22 protein-coding genes, 1 tRNA gene and 1 pseudogene are annotated in these 21,042 nt (G+C 38.4%); 10 read left to right on the top strand and 14 right to left on the bottom strand.

The genetic code is table 11. The annotated features are described in order from the left end of the window. Positions 1-151 precede the first annotated feature (151 nt). From LEP1GSC199_RS09155 to LEP1GSC199_RS09135, 5 genes are read right to left on the bottom strand one after another with little or no spacing between them, the layout of a single operon-like run. Entirely contained in the window at positions 152-1,255 is a 1,104-nt protein-coding gene (locus LEP1GSC199_RS09155; protein WP_002981498.1) for an alpha/beta hydrolase, read from the bottom strand. A 23-nt stretch (positions 1,256-1,278) separates the two neighbouring features. Next, the gene (locus tag LEP1GSC199_RS09150; protein WP_039926471.1) at positions 1,279-2,403 is read right to left on the bottom strand and encodes a M23 family metallopeptidase; all 1,125 of its coding nucleotides are present in this window, start codon (positions 2,401-2,403) and stop codon (positions 1,279-1,281) included. Between the two features lie 17 nt (positions 2,404-2,420). Beyond that, complete coding sequence (locus tag LEP1GSC199_RS09145; protein WP_002981198.1) at positions 2,421-2,825, bottom strand: bactofilin family protein; 405 nt, start codon at positions 2,823-2,825, stop codon at positions 2,421-2,423. A gap of 59 nt (positions 2,826-2,884) precedes the next feature. Then, a complete protein-coding gene (locus LEP1GSC199_RS09140; RefSeq protein ID WP_002981501.1) occupies positions 2,885-5,434 on the bottom strand; it encodes a penicillin-binding protein 1A in 2,550 nt (849 codons plus the stop codon). Positions 5,435-5,460: 26 nt separating this feature from the next. Next, positions 5,461-6,531 carry a zinc dependent phospholipase C family protein gene (locus tag LEP1GSC199_RS09135; RefSeq protein WP_002981662.1) on the bottom strand — a complete coding sequence of 357 codons (1,071 nt, stop codon included), beginning with the start codon at positions 6,529-6,531 and terminating at the stop codon, positions 5,461-5,463. Between the two features lie 57 nt (positions 6,532-6,588). Between LEP1GSC199_RS09135 and LEP1GSC199_RS09130 the strand changes: the two genes are divergently transcribed. Next, positions 6,589-7,857 carry a diaminopimelate decarboxylase gene (locus LEP1GSC199_RS09130; protein ID WP_002981600.1) on the top strand — a complete coding sequence of 423 codons (1,269 nt, stop codon included), beginning with the start codon at positions 6,589-6,591 and terminating at the stop codon, positions 7,855-7,857. 4 nt (positions 7,858-7,861) lie between these two features. Continuing rightward, a complete protein-coding gene (locus LEP1GSC199_RS09125) occupies positions 7,862-8,566 on the top strand; it encodes an IspD/TarI family cytidylyltransferase (protein WP_002981508.1) in 705 nt (234 codons plus the stop codon). Here LEP1GSC199_RS09125 and LEP1GSC199_RS09120 read toward each other — a convergent pair. From LEP1GSC199_RS09120 to LEP1GSC199_RS09110, 3 genes are all read right to left on the bottom strand, one after another. Beyond that, positions 8,549-9,643 (bottom strand): PilZ domain-containing protein, encoded by a 1,095-nt coding sequence (locus LEP1GSC199_RS09120; protein ID WP_039926519.1) that lies wholly within the window; start codon positions 9,641-9,643, stop codon positions 8,549-8,551. The genes LEP1GSC199_RS09125 and LEP1GSC199_RS09120 overlap by 18 nt on opposite strands. A gap of 78 nt (positions 9,644-9,721) precedes the next feature. Next, positions 9,722-10,237 carry a Crp/Fnr family transcriptional regulator gene (locus LEP1GSC199_RS09115; RefSeq protein ID WP_002981437.1) on the bottom strand — a complete coding sequence of 172 codons (516 nt, stop codon included), beginning with the start codon at positions 10,235-10,237 and terminating at the stop codon, positions 9,722-9,724. Next, positions 10,234-10,656: a cyclic nucleotide-binding domain-containing protein gene (locus LEP1GSC199_RS09110; RefSeq protein ID WP_002981310.1), complete on the bottom strand. Its 423-nt coding sequence runs from the start codon at positions 10,654-10,656 to the stop codon at positions 10,234-10,236. The genes LEP1GSC199_RS09115 and LEP1GSC199_RS09110 overlap by 4 nt, the downstream gene beginning before the upstream one ends. 118 nt (positions 10,657-10,774) lie before the next feature. Between LEP1GSC199_RS09110 and LEP1GSC199_RS09105 the strand changes: the two genes are divergently transcribed. After that, positions 10,775-10,856, top strand: a tRNA-Leu gene (locus LEP1GSC199_RS09105). On the opposite strand, the gene LEP1GSC199_RS20870 is transcribed toward LEP1GSC199_RS09105, so the two are convergent. After that, positions 10,838-11,329: a transposase gene (locus tag LEP1GSC199_RS20870; RefSeq protein WP_083901939.1), complete on the bottom strand. Its 492-nt coding sequence runs from the start codon at positions 11,327-11,329 to the stop codon at positions 10,838-10,840. The two genes, LEP1GSC199_RS09105 and LEP1GSC199_RS20870, sit on opposite strands and share 19 nt — an antisense overlap. Positions 11,330-11,372: 43 nt before the next feature. Beyond that, complete coding sequence (locus LEP1GSC199_RS09100; RefSeq protein ID WP_198288772.1) at positions 11,373-11,957, bottom strand: hypothetical protein; 585 nt, start codon at positions 11,955-11,957, stop codon at positions 11,373-11,375. Between the two features lie 328 nt (positions 11,958-12,285). On the opposite strand from LEP1GSC199_RS09100, the gene LEP1GSC199_RS21300 reads away from it, so the two are divergent. Beyond that, on the top strand, positions 12,286-12,489 hold the full coding sequence (locus LEP1GSC199_RS21300; protein WP_157356616.1) for a hypothetical protein: 204 nt from the start codon (positions 12,286-12,288) through the stop codon (positions 12,487-12,489). A gap of 372 nt (positions 12,490-12,861) precedes the next feature. Beyond that, positions 12,862-13,734: a hypothetical protein gene (locus LEP1GSC199_RS09090; protein WP_002981235.1), complete on the top strand. Its 873-nt coding sequence runs from the start codon at positions 12,862-12,864 to the stop codon at positions 13,732-13,734. A gap of 224 nt (positions 13,735-13,958) precedes the next feature. On the opposite strand, the gene LEP1GSC199_RS21800 is transcribed toward LEP1GSC199_RS09090, so the two are convergent. From LEP1GSC199_RS21800 to LEP1GSC199_RS21790, 4 genes are all read right to left on the bottom strand, one after another. Next, complete coding sequence (locus LEP1GSC199_RS21800) at positions 13,959-14,168, bottom strand: hypothetical protein (RefSeq protein WP_039926467.1); 210 nt, start codon at positions 14,166-14,168, stop codon at positions 13,959-13,961. A gap of 65 nt (positions 14,169-14,233) precedes the next feature. Next, positions 14,234-14,527 (bottom strand): hypothetical protein, encoded by a 294-nt coding sequence (locus LEP1GSC199_RS21795; RefSeq protein WP_002981595.1) that lies wholly within the window; start codon positions 14,525-14,527, stop codon positions 14,234-14,236. Positions 14,528-14,529: 2 nt separating this feature from the next. Further along, entirely contained in the window at positions 14,530-15,048 is a 519-nt protein-coding gene (locus LEP1GSC199_RS09075; RefSeq protein WP_002981578.1) for a hypothetical protein, read from the bottom strand. 10 nt (positions 15,049-15,058) lie between these two features. Next, positions 15,059-15,319, bottom strand: a complete 261-nt coding sequence (locus LEP1GSC199_RS21790; protein ID WP_002981561.1) for a hypothetical protein — start codon at positions 15,317-15,319, stop codon at positions 15,059-15,061. Between the two features lie 701 nt (positions 15,320-16,020). On the opposite strand from LEP1GSC199_RS21790, the gene LEP1GSC199_RS09070 reads away from it, so the two are divergent. The 5 genes and pseudogenes from LEP1GSC199_RS09070 to LEP1GSC199_RS09055 all read left to right on the top strand — a co-directional run bounded on the left by LEP1GSC199_RS09070 (position 16,021) and on the right by LEP1GSC199_RS09055 (position 21,035). Continuing rightward, a complete protein-coding gene (locus LEP1GSC199_RS09070; RefSeq protein WP_002981383.1) occupies positions 16,021-18,723 on the top strand; it encodes an amino acid adenylation domain-containing protein in 2,703 nt (900 codons plus the stop codon). A 57-nt stretch (positions 18,724-18,780) separates the two neighbouring features. Continuing rightward, complete coding sequence (locus tag LEP1GSC199_RS09065; protein WP_083901898.1) at positions 18,781-19,059, top strand: transposase; 279 nt, start codon at positions 18,781-18,783, stop codon at positions 19,057-19,059. Positions 19,060-19,076: 17 nt separating this feature from the next. Continuing rightward, positions 19,077-19,940, top strand: coding sequence for an IS3 family transposase (locus LEP1GSC199_RS09060; RefSeq protein ID WP_002981403.1), 864 nt, complete (start codon positions 19,077-19,079; stop codon positions 19,938-19,940). A gap of 495 nt (positions 19,941-20,435) precedes the next feature. Then, positions 20,436-20,716 (top strand): annotated as a pseudogene (locus LEP1GSC199_RS20860) (type II toxin-antitoxin system RelE/ParE family toxin). Between the two features lie 16 nt (positions 20,717-20,732). Next, the gene (locus LEP1GSC199_RS09055) at positions 20,733-21,035 is read left to right on the top strand and encodes a HigA family addiction module antitoxin (RefSeq protein WP_002976056.1); all 303 of its coding nucleotides are present in this window, start codon (positions 20,733-20,735) and stop codon (positions 21,033-21,035) included. Positions 21,036-21,042 lie beyond the last annotated feature (7 nt).

Below are 21,042 nucleotides of genomic sequence, written 5' to 3'. Positions count from 1 at the left end.
AAAAGCCATTTTGAAAAAGGCAAGGATTATCGGATGAAAAAATAGTTTGGGTTTTATTTTTGCAAATTTTCCTTTCCTCTCTATTGGCAGAAAAAGTCCCACAAAAAAAAACCGTACCCTCCTGAAAGGAGAAGATCTACTTGTGCCTTAGTTATTTTCTAAGGACAAAATTTTCTCCGTTTTTAGGTCCAGACTTTCGGATAAAAAGTCTTCTTTCTACAGACACACCAAGTAACACTTGATAGATGTCTGTGAGGATAGGCCGGGAGGAATAATATCCATGCCCAAGTCCACCCACACCAAAGACTGGATCATCCACTTCATTCACATTGATTACATCGACTCCGGAATACTTAAAACACATTCCAGCTCGTGCGGCTCCATTCACTTTTTGGGAGGCAACAAGGGCATTATCTCCAGGAGAACAGTAGAGAGTGATTCGTTCGGAGGAATTGGTTAGGTCGCTTAAGATCTGTTCAAATTCATTTTTATCAAAGTCGGGAGCATTGAGGATCAGTTCGGATAAGAATTTTTTTTTGCCTTGTTTGGCGAGCGTTGCCACCGATGGTAATACCACTTGGTGGCCCATACTGTGAACCACTAAATGGACTTTTTTTCCAAGTCCCGTGATGTCTGAGAGAAATTTTGCAAATGGTTCTCTGTTGATTTTTGCTTCCGTGAAGTTTAGGTCGTAAGTGGATTTCACCATCACTTGGGATAAGATTCCCGCATCAGCACCGGCCGGCCAAGAATATACCACCACTTCTCCTGGAAACTTTAGATCATATTTGATCTGTCCTGCACGAAGCACTGCTTCATCAAAATTAACATTGAATCCATGTACAAAAACTAAAACTTCATCCGAAGCAGAGGATTTGATTTTGGTTAAAAATTCTTTATCGTCAGTGTTGATGCGGCCTTTGAATTGAAAGAATTGGTTTTTGTCTTGGGCATTGTCCAGTGAGATATCACCAATGATATGTTTCGAAGGGATGTTCACCAAACAAATTCCGTAATGAGGATTGATGTCGGTGATGAATCCAAAACTTTGCGGATCACAATTGTCTTTCACGGTCATTTCTCGGCGCGAAGTGACAAAGTGAACATTTAGAATTTTTGTTTCATCGAATGGATCAACAATTCGTTTGTTGATTTGTTCTCCAATTTTTGGACTGCAGGCGAAAAATAAATGAGTAAATACTAATAAGTATATTAGTGAAATTGAATGTTTTATGGTTTGTTTGTTTTTGTTCATAGGATTATTTTAATAAATTCTGATTATTTGTAAGAAAAGCCTTTGATGATTTTGGTTGGGTTTACGTTTTTTCCATCTTTGATGACTTCGAAGTGGAGGTGGGGTCCAAAACAATAGCCAGTGCAACCAGAACGAGAGATGACTTTACCGGCACTCACATAATCCCCCTCTTTCACAAAAAGTTTGGAATTGTGGGCATACAAAGTTTGGTAACTGTCATCATGAGTGAGAATGATTGCATTTCCATACCCACCCATCCAGCCGGAATAGGTTACTTTTCCTTTCCTTGCGGCATAAACCGATTCGTAATTGGCACGTAAGTCAAGAGCCATATGGAATTTGTATTGAGGATACGAACGTGTCCCCCAACCAGAAGTGATGACTTTGGATACCACGGGGATTCGCCATACAGGCCCTGTGTCAGGTATCACAGCTCCAGGAAGGAATACCTTTTGCCCGGATTTAAATAAATCGTAATCTTCTAATTGGTTTTCAGAATAAATATCATCGATTTTGACTTTGTAGTAGTCGGCTACTTTGGCAAGGGTATCCCCTTTTTTTAACTTATAGACTAGCCCTTGTTTGTTGGGAATGTTTAAAATTTGTCCAGGGAGGATGGATACTTCTGGGTTAATTCCAGAACTTCCTGCGATGGATTCTGCAGAAACTTTAAACCGGCGTGCAATGTCAGATAGGGTTTCGTTCTTTTTGACTTTGTACTGAGTGACTTTTAATTTTTTGTTTTTGTTTTCCGCCAGGGCATCCAAATCGGCGGAACGCAGGATGGCCATTTTTTTATCTTCTGTTTCTTGGAGGTATTTGGCATCGGCAAGTTTTGCTTCCTTGTCCTTTACATCGTTTTCTTCCACCTCGGTAGACATACTGAGGAATTCTTTTTCCATCAAACTTTCTTCGTAGGTTTGTTTGTCTACGATGATTGAGATAAAAAATGCTAAGATAAAAGAAGAAGCGAGAAGGGGAAGGATCCGATACCGTTTGCGATTGAGATCGATCGTTCCGTGAAGGACACTAGATTGTGATTGGAGATTATAAAAATACTTACCAGGGGAAACTTGGATTACGTTTACGTTTCCCCAGCGTAACACATGCTTACCGATCGTAGACTTTTCTGGTGATCGAAGTAGCATGTGTTAATCGGGATTAGTTAATCCTTGGTATCTAAAGATTTAATACCACCGAAGGATTCTTCCACAATCTTACGAACGTCCTTTTTCTGGCCGCCTGTGATTGTGATACTTCCTTTTGCTACTACACCTTTTTGAAGTTCTAAGTAAGGAGCAGTAATATCACCTAACATACGTCCTGTACCTTCGAGTTTGACTTCGTTTTCGGCTTTGATGTTTCCGATGAGGGTACCTGATACAATGACTTCTCTTGCGCTGATGTTGGTTTTTACTTTACCGGTTTCACCGATAACGAGTGCATCCTCAGTTTTGATATCACCTTCGAATTTTCCATCGATTCTGAGTGAACCTGCGATATAAAACTTACCTTCAAATATCGACCCTGGTCCGATAACGCTATTGATGGAATCCTTACCTATTGCCATTCCTGCTCCTTTTCCCCTTCTGTGAGAATCAAAATTTTCGGTCTTCTTGACAAGCCTTTTTAGTAGTCGATTTCCTCATCTCCGCTAAAGACCGACTTTTTTCTCTTCGGTGGTTTTGTGGATGGGGTGAGTTTTTCTACTTTTTCTTGCTTTTTCTTTTCTGTATGAATTACGTTTGTGGAGGCTGCCTGTTTGGTTTCTGCCACGTTCCAGGACGAACCATGGTCGTTACAAATGTCTTTTGGTGCGGTTTGTGGGATAAAATACTCTTCGAAGAGGTCGTGGCACTGGCTGCTCGGAAGTTTGCCTGACATACGACAAACCGTCTTTTTGGTGACTTTGACCTCGGAAAGCCAAGGAAAATCGATATGAGGTTCGCGGTCGAGGGCGCGGGCCATAAATCTTCCCCAAACGGGAGCCGCCAATTTTCCTCCAGTCATCCCGCGTCCCAGAGAAATCGTTCCCACATCATACCCAAACCAAACCGAAGTCACAAGTTCTGGGGTGTAACCCACAAACCAAGCATCTCTAAAGTTGTTTGTGGTTCCTGTTTTTCCGTAGGCTTTGCGGTTCAGGCCATACGACAAAACCCCGCGTCCCGTTCCTTCTTCCACCACATCTTTCATCATTGATGTGATGAGAAATGCTGCTTCTCTTGAGATGATTTGTTTGCGGTCATCTTCATCGAATTCTTTACGAAAGTCTTTGATGACATTTCCCGCATTGTCTTCCACATACAATACGGAGATTGGATTTACTGTTTTACCACCGGAAGCCAAGGCCGCATAGGCCCTTGTCAATTCATAAGGAGTGAGTTCAAAGGAACCAAGGGATACACTAAAGTTATAAGGAATGTCTCGACCGGGAAGTTGTAAGAGTCCTCGTAAACTTTCCATTAGGTTAGAAAGTCCCACCTGTTCCAGAACGCGAACGGCCACGGAATTTTTGGATTGTTCCAAGGCTTTGCGCAGTAGGATAAAACCAGAATACTCACTGCTATAATTTTCGGGGGCCCATTCGTCTCCGTCTTCCATTAAGTATTGGAGAGGAGAGTCCGCAAAAAGAGTGGCGGGAGTAACATTTTTTTCGGGGTCTGGGTTTTTACCCGAATGGTCCATGGCCGCTGCATAGAGAATGGGTTTGAAAGCAGATCCCGGTTGGCGGAAGGCTTGGAAGGGACGGATTTGTTGGTTGTCGGAACGAAACCCCGATCCTCCCACCATGGCTGTGATGTATCCGGTTTCTGGACGGATCGCAATCAGAGAACCTTCTACTGGAAGGAGGTGGTCTTTTGTGGTTTGCGTCGTATAATTTTTATCAATTAGGTCTCCAAGAAAATCATCCCCAGTTAACAAATTCAATGCGAAGAATTCATCTCTAAGGTCTTCTTGGTAAGCGGATGAAAACGTACGTTCTGTCCGAGAAATATGGAATTTAAAATCAGGCAAATCATAGAGATCGGCAATGAGAGAATACCCACTTCCATACAAATCATCAAAGGCATCGATATTGCGAAAGGCCCTTTGGTTGGATTCTAAAGTTTGTCTTTGCAGGGCCGGAAGTAGGGCTTTTTCTGCTTCTTCTTGGTGACGGATCTGGATGGTAGAATAAATTTTAAGGCCACCATTGTACAAACGTCCCGAACCAATGGAACGAATTAAGTTCTTTCTGATGTATTCGGTAACATAAGGAAAGCGGTTTAGCCTGTCAGAAAAAGCGGAATCATTAGGAGAACGATTCAGATTGGTATAGTATTCTTCGAGGGCGGCGTATTCTTTTTCGGCATCGGCAACAGACATCCTCCCATTTTCGACTAACTTACGAAAGACGACCCGCACCTTATTCATACTGGAAACTGGATTGACGATTGGACTGAACTGGGTGGGCCTTGTGGTGAGACTGGCAAGGATGGCGGCTTCCCCCCAACTCACATCTTGCACTTCTTTACGAAAGTAAAACCTGGAAGCTGCTCCGACACCGATCGTTCCATGTCCTAGAGGAATTTCATTCAAATATACTTCTAAAATTTTATCCTTGGGATAAGCAAGTTCGAGTAAAAAGGCAAGCCATGCTTCCCGAGCTTTCCTTGCGATGGATCTCTCAATTGATAAAAATTTAAGTCGTGCTACTTGTTGGGTGATGGTGGAGGCACCTTCTTTTACGCGCCCCGCCATAAGGTTTACCACAAAGGCACGAGCAATTCCTTTTAAATCGATTCCATTGTGAGAATAAAAGGAGTTATCTTCAGTAGATAAAAAACACTGGATCACCTTGTGTCTGTTATCTGGCGAGAGAATGGTTTCTTCTGGTTTTAGCTGTTCTAGACGAACGGGGATACGGGAAAATTTATAATACTCGGCAATGGGTTCGTATTCCCCTTTGTCGGTGAGTCCATACAAGGTAGAAGGGATGTCATAAACTGCCGCTTCCTTTAATCGAAAGAAGTCTTTGATAGAGCCGGTGAGTAAAAAAACATTCAAAACGCCAAAGGCAAAAATGGCTATGGCAGTGTTTCTTAATTTTTTGTCTCCGGTCCAAATCCTTTCTGTAACAATCCGAAACCAAATGATAAAATACTTTTCAAAGAGCCCAACGGGTTCTTGTTTCATAAATTTCCCTTAACTTTAAATCCCCATCATACGAGAGGAGAAAATTCCTTCATGTGGTCGATTCCGTGGTAACGCAGACCAGTATCTAAATTATAACCACCGAGAGAATCCAGAATTTTCGATCTGCTTTCCGGAGAAAAACTATATTCGTAGGCTCTCGTTAAAATTTCTTTGCTAGCTTGGCTTGCTTGGTTCAAAAGTTCGATAAAGGAGTCATTGAACTTTCTTTTGGGGTCAGCAGGATAGAACCATTCCCGCTTTTCATCGTTCATAATCTTGGGATTGATGGCTTCCATTGCCGGAAGCATAAGCACACTGGCATTGTATTTATGAAAGGTCAGTGTATCCACTACACTCACAAGGCCACGCATGAGTGCACTTCTCGAATCCAGAGTGGACGTGAATCTATAAAACCCAAGGTAAGATTCATTTAAGATGTCTCCTGGGATGATTTTTTTTTCAGAACCCAAATAGGAGGAAGCAAACTCTGTGGGATAAGTTTCTTTGATGGATTGCAACCAAAAGTTCCAAAGGACTGGATCCATTTTGTTTTTGATCCCCACGGTTCTATGACGGATATCAATGTATTGGGGGAAGTCGTATTCTTTGGCACTCATTCCCCAGCGGTGGTTGATGAGAAGTGTGTCTAGTCCGAACTCCACTTTCATGTGGTTCACTTGTGCTTGGTATGAGATCTTCTTATCATTGTTATAGTAATCGCCTGAGATATAAAAGATATACGGATGGGTTTGGATGTCTACCACACAGTGGCAGATATACCCTAAAGTGAAGGCAAGGAAACGATCCCGATAAAGCCCCATCTCTGTATCATAAACTTGATCGAGAAAACTAAGGATGAGTTCGGCAACCCGGTCGTGGTGGGCCAGGTCACCAAAAAAAGCGGCCTTCTTTGTACGTTTGGGTTGCAACACATGATAGAAGTAAAAGATATCGGGAGCCACGGCACCGAGGTTGGCGTAAGGTGCAACATCAGGTCTTGAGAGTAATGCGGCAATCCGACGTTGGGTCGCATTTCCATGTTCCAAATGTTTTTTCACTTGGGAGAGAGCTTCAATATGTGTAATCTTTCCTGCCATTTTCTACTTTTTTGACTTTATGGAATGGAACCTATTGAAAGGTTTATCTTAAATCCTATGACATCAATCGAAAAACTAAAGTTTTTGAAAGAAGACCAAGTGCGAACTTTGGCAAATGAATTTGGTACCCCGCTCTTTGTCTATTCCGAGAAAGAAATTGAACAAAAATGTGACGAAGCCCTCGCGTTTCCGAACGCCTTTGGGTTACAAGTCCGTTACGCCATGAAGGCAAATCCCAATTCGAATATCCTTCAGATTATGAAAAAGAAAGGCATCCTCATCGATGCGTCTTCGGAACATGAAGTGGTGCGTGCCCTCCACTTCGGATTCAAACCAGAATCCATCATGCTCACTTCCCAAGAATTACCCAAAGCCTTCGCGGAACTCATTGGCAAAGGAGTGAAATTCAATGCATGTTCTCTTCGCCAACTCGAAGCCTTTGGAAAAACCTTCCCTGGAAAGTCTGTATCCATTCGGTTCAATCCGGGCCTTGGCTCAGGACATACTAAAAAAACGGATGTGGGAGGAGTCACTTCTTCCTTTGGAATCTGGCATGAAAAATTGCCGGAAGTGAAAGCTATTGTTGAAAAATACAAAATCTTCGTAGAAAAGGTACACACCCATATTGGTTCAGGAAGTGATCCGGAAGTTTGGAAAGCGGTGGCAAAATATACTTTAGAATATGCAGAGGCCTTCCCAACGGTCACGGTGGTGAGCCTCGGTGGTGGTTACAAAGTAGGTCGGATGGAAGATGAAAAATCGACCGACTTACAAAAGATTGGTGCTCCTGTAAAACCCCAATTTGAAGAATTTGCCACCAAACATGGCAGAAAACTCATTTTAGAGATAGAACCGGGAACTTACCTCATTGCACTTTGCGGGGCTCTACTTACCACTGTGGATGATTTGGTGGATACTGGCCCAAAAGGATTTCGATTTTTAAAACTTGACACAGGGATGGATTCAAACACCAGACCTTCGTTATACGGTGCAAGACACCCTCTCATCACTATAAAAAAAGAGGGTGGGGTTCCGAAATCAAATGCAGAGTATGTGGTTGTTGGCCACTGTTGTGAATCAGGCGATGTGTTTACCCAAAAAGAAGGGGGAGAACCCATCACTCGTCTTATGGGTGAAGCAGAAATCGGAGACTATGTGGTGATGGAAGCGGTTGGTGCTTATTGTGCTGGTATGTCGACCAAAAACTACAATAGTTTTCCGGAGACAGCGGAAGTATTACTTCTTAAAAACGGAGAAGGAAAACTCATCCGCAAAAAAGAGCCGGTTCTTGAGATCTTTCGTAATGAAATCCTCGTTGTAGAATGACCGAATGAACCAATTGTATGTTGTCCTACTTGCGGGTGGGACAGGTTCTAGGATGGGAACTGAGGTTCCCAAACAATTTTTGAAAGTGAGGGGAGAGTCCCTTCTCAGACATTCGGTCAAACGGTTTCGAAAGTTTGGACTTACCAAATCCATCACGGTTGTCTCCCACCCTGATTGGATTTTAGAAACAGAAAAAGAATTGGATGATCTCTTGGAAGGGAACGATCGGATTGTTCCTGGGGGGGAGAGTCGCCATCTGTCTACGTTATGCGGGTTGGAATCCATTCCCTATGATACAAAGGATATCATTTTTATCCATGACGTCGCACGCCCTAACTTCAAACAAAATGAACTTTATCAATTAGTGGAACAAACCAAAATTTTTGGTGGGGCAACCCTTGTCGGAAAGTCTACGGAGAGTTTGGTGCGAGTTCGTCTGCACCAAAACTATACCGAAGAACCATTAAAAAGAGAAGAAGTCTATTCTGTCAAAACCCCACAAGCTATTGCTGGGTTTATGATTCAGGAACTTTTGCTTGTGGAACTTCCAACGGATCTAAAAAAACATCCGACAGACCTTTGCACTTGGATGGGAAAAAGAAGGGTAGGGATTGTAGAAACCGACTACCATAACATCAAAGTCACAAGTCCCGGCGATGCTGAACTTGCCGACTCTTTGTTTTGGGAAGAACTACCTCCCGTGGAATAATTTAAAACGTTGTTTCCAAATCCAAATGCGAAATAGGTTTTTGTTTTCTATCGTATCAATTTGAATTCCAAACCCACTGGGTTTTCCATATTTGCCTTGTGGGTTGGACCAACGAACTACACCACCGACAGAAATATCTCCCGATCGGGTCTGGATTTTTACGTTACAAATTTGATCTTGGTCTAGGACCGAACTGGTTTCAATATACAATCCTTCCAGAGAAACATTCAGAAGTGTACCTTGGCAGATTTTGTTATCTTGGCTTGGGAAGTTAACTGGATTGGAAACAGGATACCTCGGTGCAAACACTCGGGCTAAAAAAGCTTCGTAGATTTGTTTTTCTTCTCTTTGGTTGATTGGGAAAAAGAGTTGGACACCGGCAATTTCAGAACCATCACTCTCTTTGTCGATTCGTACAATCTTTGCTTGGACAGAGATAGATACAGGTTCTCTATTTTCCTTTTCTAACTTTAAGAGGAGATTGATAGGGTCTCCGACCTTTAGAAAATGATGCGCTGGAATGGGAATGAGGATACCGTTACGAGAGATATTGATGGTTTGCCCATCTCCTTCGCGTTCTCCATCGGCATTGGTCCAATGGAAAGGAACCGGGTGTGTTTCTCTGTATTTGGTTCTCCAACCGCGACGAATTCCACTAAGGTAAGGTGCGGCAATCTCTCGGCGAAGGAAATAAAATACAGTCCCAAGAAGTAGTGTGGTCGTCACCATATTCCAAATGATGTCAGCCGTATGGATGCGGATACCGGCAAGAAAGATTTTCTTTCCGAGAGTGACAGACAAAACCATCCAAACATTATAAGTTAGGATAAGAAAAGTAAAACAAAGGAAGAGATAGTATCCAAATTTTTTTTTGGTAACAAGGCCATAGGCAATGATGGCACTGAGTCCAGAGAGTACATATTGTAACGGTTGGATTCTGGAAAGAATCATCGTAAAATGGTCTAAATCGAGATCATATAAGGAAGCCGTAATATAGACATTTAAGAAGGGAACCGCAAGAAAACCGAGCGTTACCAGTAGTACGGGGATGGGATAGTTGAAGAACCGCAAAGTCACCCGCAAATCAAACTCGATTTTAGGGATTTAGTCAACTTATTTTTAAAGGGAAAGGGATAGAGAAACGGAAGTTCCATCCTAGTCTTTCTCCTCTGGTGTGCGAGAATCTTGTGTTTTGTCCTCAACGGTGGTGACGGATTCTGTGGTAAGCGTATCGACTTGCAGAGAAGGCATTCCGTTGATGAGTGTATGTAATTCTTGTTGTCTTTCCGAAATTGTATCTTCGACAGACGTTAGGCGGTCTATGATGCTATGAAGAATCACCGATAAAAAACCGGGACTTTCTTTTCCCATGGCGAAGAAAATTTCTTTTGTAATGATTCCGACTTTCGTATCCTCCGCAGAGGCCACCACCGTGGCTGCTCTCGGAGATGGAAAGACGAGTGCCATCTCTCCAAAAAACTCACCTGGTTTGATATCGCGAACGTAGTGGTCTTCTCCGCTGGCTTTTCGTTTGAAAACTTGGAGTTGGCCTGAAAAAACAAAGAACATTTTCCCATTACAATCCTCACCTTCGGAAAACACTTTTTTACCTTCTGCGAAATGATCGATTCGCACTTCGGTGATGTACTTTCGTAAATGGTCGACGTTCATTTCTCTTCTTCCTTTTTGATTTCTTCTAACATTTTATCCAGTTCGGTGAGCCTGGCTTCCGCCCGGTGGAGTTTTTCAACTGTACTTTTGGTCAGTTGGAATAAAAAATGTGTATTGATACGAGCCAATTTTTCAAACTGATCCTCTCGGAGGATTCCGACCCGTGCATTGGCAGAAACCACGCTAATCGTCATGGCCCTGGGCCTTCTTGTGAGAAGCGAAAGTTCTCCAAAAAATTCTCCCGGTCCCAAACCCTTAATGACTTCTTGAGTTCCAGCTGGTGTCCGTTTGGTGACAGCAAACATCCCACTCATGATACAATACATACTTCCATCATGTGGATCTCCTTCTCGAAAAATCACATCCCCTCGCAAATACACTTGCGTAGAGATATTTTGCATAAATTCCAGTATGTTCATCGGAGTTGTCCTATTGGTATCTGACATGAGAACAAAAATTCAAAACAAAGGCAAGTGAATCACAAAAACTCACTAGACAGATTTCCCTAGTACAAAAACCTGCTTATACATGCTCAATGCGGGCGTGGCGAAATTGGCAGACGCACCAGATTTAGGTTCTGGCGCCGAGAGGCATGGGGGTTCAAGTCCCTCCGCCCGCAGAAGCTCTCACTTTACCCCACAAAGTCTTTTCTTCACCACCCAAGAGAATCGACTTTAGTTCGGGTGCAAATCTCAAATTCCCAAGAAGACTAATTTCCGTTAGATAGAGATCACTATAACGGGGAGAAATATAACCATAGCTTCGGAATGATTGTTTTAATATATTGTTCCTACCTTCTGCACCATTAGAACTCACGCCTTCTTTAGTAATCCACCTTTCTCTACTTAACGTATAACGAGGGTCATTCGACTTCTTATTGTGATTCACCATTTTATGATTGGGTCTATCAAATAAAAATTTGTATCCCTCATCAGTGTATAAAGTAGCGTTCTTTGGAATCTTTCCATCCAAGTCTTTCGCTAGATACTCTTGGTTGTTAAGTGGAATAGATTTGTAAAAAGTCATACCTCCATTAATGCCCACCGTGTGAACTAAGGTTCCGCATTGACCACCGCCAAGACTATTACTCAAATAGATTGAAGCGGTTCCTGTTTTGTATCTCCTACTTCTATGTTTATACGCTCGTATATGCGTGGCGTAAAACAACTGAGTCAGCTACAGCAATTGGTTTTTTGTCAGTATCTACAGGGTTTTCTAACTCTTTATAAAGGTTCTCTCTTAACGTCTCATTAAGCTGTGAGAAGATCACTTGGATTCTTTTCTTGAGATAGAATGAAGTCTTGTAGGAAAGATTTAGTTTCCTAGAAATCTCCTTTGAAGTCATGATCTTTGGATACTGGTTAATCATGTCCCAAATGATAAAACTAATGTAGGCTAGATTGGATCTGTAATTCTCAAATGGAGTTTTTGCAGTGATGGAAACCATCTTGTGGCAGTTGCTACAGCGAGCGATTGAGTCCCGATTTTTTACTTTGAGGAATAGTAGGTTAGGGTTATTACAATTACAAGACTTAGGATAAATAGATTTTAGAATCTTTAAGGTTTTGATTTTGAAGAATTTATTAAGCTCTTCATTTTCCAATAAGTACGGCCGTCCAGAAGTAAACTCAAGGGGGGTAAGTATACTATGGCTAGTAGTAGACTCCGAAGAATTATTAACCTTACGGCCTGTGATTTTCTCACTAGCGGGTATATCCACCCCCCTTGGTTTTTTAGAGGAAGTGTTCTTTTTTGGGTGGGGAAGAAAGGATCTTTGTGGGTTAGAGACATAATCTCCTTGTATTTTTTCGCCTAGATCCTTGTTATTCTGTAGTATCCTCTTTACCGACCTTTTTGACCCTTTTCCAACTCTTCCAACTTGCGACATAATTACATTTAATTAGAGAATCCTGATAATTCCGTCAAGATATTTGGTCTATTTTCGATGAAAAAGCTACACATATGTAAATAACTATACATATGAATTGTACATGTTGCGGTTGTTAAAGTAAAGGTCAAAATGACTTAAAGGAGAGCCACTAATTATCATGAAAAAAACAATACTTACACTCATCACATTACTATTATTGAACTGCCAATCTACAGTTAAGACAGAGAACTCATCTTATGGACTAGAGGAAATTCGAGTAAATCAAACCTATTATTTCGTATATAGGGAAGGGTATGACTTCGCACCACTTACAAAGGTTTTTGAAGTGAAAGCTACAAGGCTAGGGTGGAAACGTAACTGAGAGAATCCTTCTGTATTGATTGACTTAGGTCTTGAGACAGTGAAAGGAGAGTCCTTACTCGGAGGTTACAATCACAAGTTGAAAGTTCGGATCTTAGATAAGAATCAAACGGTTTATTATGGGGAAGTGGCCTTGGAGAATAAGCAAGAAATCTACATTGAATCAATTCCTTTCCTAGTGACTTCATTTTGGTCTAATTATCCTTCCAGAGTATTCAAACTGGAAAAGAGGGTTAGAAAGGCCGAGGCCGAGACATTAGAGAACCAACTAGGATTATATTACAATAATTAACTGCTAGACAGATTTAACCGAGAGTTAGCTGATAGGAGCGAGGATTAAACCCATCGTTTTTTTTATGTCTAAGGAGTTCTGATGTCACCAGAAGATCAAGCAACCAAGGGATTTACACAAATGATTTTGGATAGAATTGGACATCCATTCATTGGTTCTTTTATCTTCACCTTTGTTGTTACAAATTATGATATTTTGATAGATTTGTTTGTAAACATTAGAGATCCACTTTCTGTTTTAATTTTCAATTCCTTTTTATATGGTGAATGGAAAGTAAGAATTGTTTTACCAGTTACTATGATGTTTGCCTTTCCTCTGTTAATACAACATTTAGGAGATGTTATCTATAATTTCTCAAAAGAGTTTTTTAATCAGAAAATCGCAAATATAAAAGAAGGTCAAAAAAACAAAATTCATAAACTTAGAATTCCTGCCTTACTCGAAAGTATAGAAACTCATAGAAAGGTTAACGAGTTTATTTCAGAAAAATCCTCTGCCTTGTTAAGCTATTTGCTTAAAAACCATGGGATTCTTAAAGAAAGTTCAAGGTATATTTTAATAGAGAATAAGAATGGATTAAATGAAAATGAATTTGTTTCATACTATAAAGAATTTGATTTAGTAATCCCTTTTAACAACAAACATCCTATACTTGGGAGAGTGTTGAAGAAATTTCCTTTTGATTTTTATGTAGTAGAATTTCTAGGTCAAGTTCAAATTAATTCTATATTGTCTGATGTTGGATATTCAGAAAGTTCATTGCAAACTTATTATCAGCTTCAAAGAGATGGATCAATTACTAAAAGTGTTAATTCTAATTATGCTGAAAATGAATTAGGGTATAAATTACATTCTACAAAAGATACAATTATTAGCAGTGTTCATCCATTGGAAAGTTTTATTAATAATGAATTTGAAACTTATCTGAAGAATCGATTTATAGAAGCAAAATAATACTTGTAACCCATATCGGGAATGATTCTAGGCTCTTGTTTCTTATGATTGCATGATGGAGGACAAACCGTAAAATAATGTCTCTCTCCATCATCGGTAAAGTAGTAGAATTTGTAGTATTTGAGAAAGGATAGGTCGTTTATTTAAATCTCTGTTTATTTCTGTAGATGAACCTTAAAGAATACTAGTTCGTAATTGATTTTTAAGTAGTAAACTTTGTATCGTTATTTTCTTGTTAGCAGAATTAAATTGATTATAATTTGAATGATTAGTAGGGTGAATATAGACCCGCCAATCCCGTATATTATTTTTGTTTGATCTTCTAAATCGCCGATACGAAAACTATTTACGATAAAAAAGGCTTCTGCGTTGGTAGGCAAATATACAATTTCCTTTTCTTTTTCAATCGGCAGTTTAAATGTTTTCTGAGTCATCAATGGTTTCGAAAGCTCTTCATCGTGAAGTAACTTTCCCGAAAGTTCAGTATATCTTTCTTTTATTATTGGATTCGTCCTCCATCGAGCATATGCATCACTATAGTAGGGAAAAGCGGATCTATATTTTTTTTTGTATAAAGATCCTCACCCTTCGCTATCCATAATTCAGTTTCTAATAATTCAAGCTTTGTTTGATCAATTTTTAGATTTTGAAACTTAGAAAGCAAGTCTTGCGCTTCTGAAAACTTCCTTTCTTTCAACGAATGTCTGTAAAGAAAGATATCTTCTTCGGAAATGGTATCAGCAAATAGAGTAGAAGCAGTAAGAAGAAAGAAAATTATACTTATTTTTTTCATATTTACCTACTCAAAATAATCGCTTTGTGTCCAAAACGACTTCTCGGCATATTAATTGATTCGGGAACCCAGGGATTCCCTCCAGGATTTGCTAAATCAAGAGAGTAAACTTGATCGACTGGTAGGTTAAATTCGGACGCTCCACCGAAAAGATAAAGCTTCCTCTTTTCATAGGAAACTTCCATAGCTGGGTAATATAGAGCTATAGGAGTATTTGAGCCTGTAACAAAAGCATTAGAGGCGGTTCCCAAGTATGAGTATTCAAATCGATTTGAATTGGTTACAGCAGTAACTGGTTGCGAAATATTCGTTCCTGTAGAACCTCCTGCGATAAATAATGTGGGAGTGTCAGTTGGGAATGGATCTGTGGAAATAGGTTGATAACAAGCATATCCTGAGCCATGGCGAGCCAGAGAAATCGATGCTTCAATTTTACCCGATGTTGAGTTGAGTGAAGGAGCATAGGCATCTGTCGTTGCATAGGATAGACCATCTGAATAGAATCTTCCACCAGTAAACACTAAACTTCCATTAATAAGTAACCCCAGCCATATCAATGCGTGGAAAAATATTGGTGCTTGATAAAAGACTCACCCAAGTTCCATTGTTTCCGATGTTTGGATAAAACTTATATATAGTGTTAAAAATTGTACCAGTGGTCATATCGGTAGTAGTAGTTCCACCTAAGATTACAATTTCTTCATCAAAAGAGCCGATGACTCCACCAACTAATGGAGATTGTAATATAGAGCCAACATCCGTTTCTATGGATGTTCCTGTTGCGATCTCCATAGTAGGTTTTCTAGAAACATTCGTAGTCGCTTGGTCTAATAAATCTGCAGGTTTTGAGTATTTGGTTTCTTCTGAAATGACTCGTTAAGTAGTCTTTCCAAATTCTTTTGCTGTGTCCTGGCAGAATGCTGGTCTATCTGAATATAATGTATTTAGTTTTGAAATTAACCCATTCCGACCAACTTCTTTATTCCGAATCAATATTCAATCTGATGACGAAGACCTGTTAGCTTCGATATAGAATTCGTCGCTTCTGTATAAACATTATTGTTTTGTTTTAATAAATCATCTAATTGGAACCATAAGTTCCCAACCATTTGATTGGCTAAATTCTATCTAGTTATCTGATGATTGAATAAACGTCTTTAAATATTGTTTTTTTTGAGGTTTTGGATTTCTTGTTCATAAAGGAACGTTGTTCATAAAAAAGTAGCTCAAGCTGCTAATTGTTGTTATTTGTCATTGACATTACGACTGTTAATCTTAAGTCTACTTAGAAGGTTTCAGTTCCGACCTGATAATCTTATAAGTATATAAAGAAATTTTAAATTGAATTAGAAGTAAGTAATTCTTTTTAAAAGGGAATTTAGCATTCCATCTAACAATTTAAAAGTGGATTGATTGGTGCCTCTCGGAAGGTTAGCTAATCATCCGCCTGTTGGGAAATAGATGGATGATTGTTTTCTTTTTTAAGGAATTTAATGAGCTATTCAAGATTATCTACACAGCAACTTGATATTTATAAAGAGCAGTTGCTTTATCCTAGTTCTACAATATACAACTTAATCGGAGTCGTTTCGATAAACGGTAAAATAGATGTTGGCAATTTCATTGAAGTTGTTCGCTTTTTTGTCTCGAACAGTCCCATACTAAATTCAAAAATATCGATAATCGATAATGTTCCTGTATTGGAACGGATTAATGATCGAGATATTAAGTTGGAAGTGATCGAGTATGATCAAACACAGGATATAAGCGAATTTTATAATACGTTTATAGATAAAGTTTCATTAGTCCCGTTTGATATTAAATCGGATAATAGATTGTGTTCATTTAGTATATTACACTTATCAAACAAAAATTTGTATTTAGTGGCAAAATTTCATCATATATTAATTGACGCCTGGGGTGCAAATCTAGCTTTAAATCAGGTTATTAAATCATACAACAATATATGTTCTGGAAAAATGGACGGCCCTCCCGTTCAGTATGATTATTCTGTCTATTTGAATAATGAGTTAGAGTATTTAGCATCTGATAAGTATCAAAAGGATAAGAGATTTTGGAAATCAGAATTTCTTACCAAGCCAGAACAATTATTTAAAAAACAATATCAGAATATAGACCCTTTGAATTGTAAAATAGAAAAAGTTATTATTTCGCGTCGTGAATATGAACTTTTATCAAATTCAGTGTCTCATTTGAATTCAAACTTTTTTCATATAACATTGGGAATGCTGTTCGTTTTGTTCAATAAGTTGAATGGGACCAGTAACTTCTGTGTCGGAATTCCTGTTTTAAATAGAAAGAATAGTTATTTCTTGAATACTATTGGATTGTTTGTTAGTGTCTTCCCACTCCGCATTGACTTTGATGGAGAGTTTACATTGAGTGAGCTTGTTACAAACATAATAAGTAAGTTAAAAACAAATTATCGTTTTCAGCGATTTCCTGTCAGTGAAATTTCAAGAGAAGTAAATATAGATTCCGCTACAAAAATACCTTTATACGAGATTGCATTATCTAATATTAATTTTGATTCAAACGAAAAAATTGAGAGCGCGGAAGTTGAATATCTTCATGTTCCGAATAAGGCACAGGCTTTGCCTGTTAGTGTGTATATTGGTGACTTTGATGATAATAATGATATTTGTATAGATTTTATTTTTAATGAATCATGTTTTACTAATGTTCAAATAAGATCAATGCTGGACTCCTTCTCAAGGTTGATGTCTATGTTCCCTGAAGCTATAGATACTAAGATTAAAGAGATTGATCTAGTTTCATTTGCGGAAGCGGAGAAGTTTTCGGCTTGCATTTCTGAATCTACGGATCAGCCATTTGTTCCTATTCATAAACTATTTGAATCGATTGCTGTTGAATATTCTGATCGAATAGCAATTGTTTCAGATGCTAAGGCTCTGACTTATCGTGAGTTGAATGAAAAGGCAAATATGCTTTCTGATTTTTTGATGCATACTTGTTCTGTTCGTAAAGGTGAATGCATTGGTGTTCAGATAGATAATAGTGAGTATCTAGTGGTAGCACTTTTAGCTATTTTAAAAATTGGTGCTTCATATATTCCTATTGATATGAAGGTTCCGGAAGATCGATTGAGTTTCATGTTAGTAGATAGTCGTAGTAAACTGCTTTTATCAGAGAATGATTTTGAGAATATCGGTATCAATTATATTAATGTCATAAAAATATTTGAAACTTCTTTTGATTTGAATTCTTGTAACCCAAATTGCGTAATTGAGGAGTATGACTCTATTTATACCATTTATACTTCTGGCTCAACTGGCGATCCGAAAGGTGCTACAGTTTCCCATGGTTCGTTTTCAAATTTGATGAAGTGGTATATAGGTCTCTTTGATAAGCAAAGGGGAAATTCTACTTTATTGGTTGCCCCTATTTCTTTTGACCTTGCTCAGAAAAATATTTTTGCACCATTGTTGACGGGTTCCAAATTATACTTACATAAATTTATTTTTATGGACTATGATTATATTAAGAAAGTTTTGTTAGGTGAGCCAATTGAATATATAAACTGTGCGCCAAGTGCATTTTATCCATTAGTTAATTTTGGGGAACTTGGTGAAGGATATGAGCATTTAGAAAGGCTACAGATCCTGGTTTTAGGTGGGGAGCCGATAAACGGAAAAAACCTGGTTAACTGGATTCAGTCAGATAGATTTTCTACGCGGTTAATTAACACATATGGGCCGACTGAATGTACTGATATATCATCTTCTTATGAAATTACCAAGCAAGAAATATCGGAAGCGAAAAGTATTCCAATTGGAAAGCCTATCTTGAACTCAAGGACTTATATACTAGATAAATATAGTCGAATACTTCCTCCAGGTTTTGTTGGAGAGATCGCTATAGGTGGTAAGGGCGTTGGTAAAGGCTATATTAACAACTATCAGTTAACAAAAGAAAGATTTATTAAAGACGCATATTCCTCAGGGTTAATTTACTTAACCGGAGATATGGGCGTCTATAGAGAAAATGGTATAATTGAGTATTACGGAAGATTGGATAATCAAGTTAAAGTGAATGGTTATCGTGTAGAGTTGGAAGAAATTGAAAAGCAGCTTAATAAGTCTGAATTTATACAGTCATCTGTCGTAGTGTTAGATAACAAAGGTAAATTGTTATCTTATGTTATACCAAAATGAAGTTCCTAACGCATTATATACTCGACAATAGGCAACAAACGACTACAAGAGGTTGCCATGAAGCGGAGAAAACAATACACCACAGAGTTTAAGAGAGAATCGGTTCAATATTTAATATCAAGTGGGAAATCCCAGAATATGGTATGCCAAGAACTAGGGCTCCCCAATGGGATACTAGGCAGATGGAAAAAGGAACTAGATCAAAATCAAACCGAGACAGATTCTCTGCAAGATGTTCGAGACAAGAGGATCCAGGAGCTTGAACGTGAAGTTCAAAATTTAAAACAGCAGAGGGATATTTTAAAAAAGGCAATGGGCATCACTTTAAGTCCTTAGAAGATAAATATCTTTTTATGAAAGAACATAGGGAATCCTTTGGGTTTTCTATCAAAGTGATGTCCGAAGTATTAGATATAAAACACAAGGGATTTTATCCTTGGTTGAAAAAATCGAAGTCGATTCGAAATCAAAAAAGTATAGAAATCTTATATGAAATTAGAAAATTCCACAAAGGAGATCTGCTTTCTTACGGAAGTCCGAGAGTTCAGAAAGAACTAAGAGCAAGGGGTATCAAAGTCAGTTTACCCACTGTGGCTAAAATTATGCGGGAAAATGGGATTAAAGCTATTACAACTAGGAAATTTAAGCATCCTGTGACGACAAATTCCAATCATGAAGAAGCTATTAGTCCAAACTTGCTTGAACAAAACTTTCAGGTTTCAACACCGAACACAGTGTATGTGACTGACATTACCTACATTCCCTATTTGTTTGGATTTTTATATTTATGTAAATTCAAAGATATATGCACAAAGAAGATTGTTGGATGGGCTGTTGACACTCATATGAAGACATCTCTCGTAATGAGAGCACTTGAGAATGCTGTTGAGAACCAAAAACCAAATGAAGGCCTTATAATCCATTCTGATAGAGGAAGTCAGTATGCGAGTAAAGAGTTTTGTGAGAATCTAACGTCAAAAGGATTCATTCAAAGTATGAGTAGAAAAGGAAATTGTTGGGATAATGCTCCAGCTGAATCTTTTTTTGCTACATTAAAAAGAGAGTTTACAAACCATAAGAACTTCCATTCCTTAGAACAGGCTCAAAGTTCTCTATTCGAGTATATTGAAGTTTTTTATAACAGAAAGCGTTTGCATTCTAAAATTGGATACAAATCTCCTGTTACATTTGAAAATGAATTTTATGCCTATGAATGAGTATATTTTTACTTAGGAACTTCATATAGAAAAGAATTTTTTGATCATATTCTTTTAGGTACTGAAATTAATTATGGAATTCTTTCTGCAAGTAAGATCAATAATCATTATACTTTCATTCCGCAATATTATAATGGTTTACCAAGTGACTACATTTTTGACCAATTATATAGTGATAAAAGCGACTATGGAACTAGAAAATTTTTTAATATATCCATCTATGCTGGTATAGCTATTTAATACTTAAATTACTTCGCATAACAGCGACTTACCGCTACGCTTCGGCACAAGGCCTCGCTCGGCCTGCGGCAAATTCCCCTTCTGGCATTCGCCTTGCATTCGCAAGCTACATGCCAGTCCCTAACGTCCCGTTGGGACTCAGGGTCGGGGAACTTCGGTAAGTCTAGTTCGTTAGTTGCAATTGGGTTAAATTTTAGATTAACTATTACAAATTAAAAGATTGACTACTATATCTGCAGTAGAGATATAGTAGGAATGATTCTTTCTTTCGGAGACAAAGAAACAGAGAAAATATTTAACCAAATATTCTCAAAAAGGATTCCTCCGGAAATTCAAAAAAAGCTCTTACTAAACTTATCTTAATTGATAATGCAGAAAAAGAGGAAGATCTAAAATCACCTCCCTCTAATAGATTAGAAAGTTTAAAAGGTGATTTATCTGGATTTTATTCTATTAGAATCAATGATCAGTGGAGAATAGTTTTTAAATTTGATCAAGGAAATTGTAAGCAAGTCTCTGTTACTGACTACCATTAGAGGATAATACTAGAAGATGAAAAATAACAGAATCCCGACTCCTACTGTTGCAGAAATTTTAAAAGAAGAATTTCTTGAACCTATGCAAATCACTCCTTACAAATTATCAAAGGAACTTCATGTTTCAACTTCTACTATCTTAGACATTTTACATGGAAAAAGAAAAATAACCGTCGATATGTCTTTACGATTATCCAAGTTTTTTGGTATGTCTGAAAAATTTTGGATAAATTTGCAAACTGATCTTGATATTAGAGAAAAGAAAGAAAAATTAAAGACTAAATTAGATTCTATAAGAACTCTAAAATTATCTGCTTAGTCAAAAA

The sequence above is a fragment of the Leptospira vanthielii serovar Holland str. Waz Holland = ATCC 700522 genome (assembly GCF_000332455.1).
In the GTDB taxonomy this organism is placed as follows: domain Bacteria; phylum Spirochaetota; class Leptospiria; order Leptospirales; family Leptospiraceae; genus Leptospira_A; species Leptospira_A vanthielii.
This window is presented reverse-complemented; position numbering and strand designations above follow the sequence as displayed.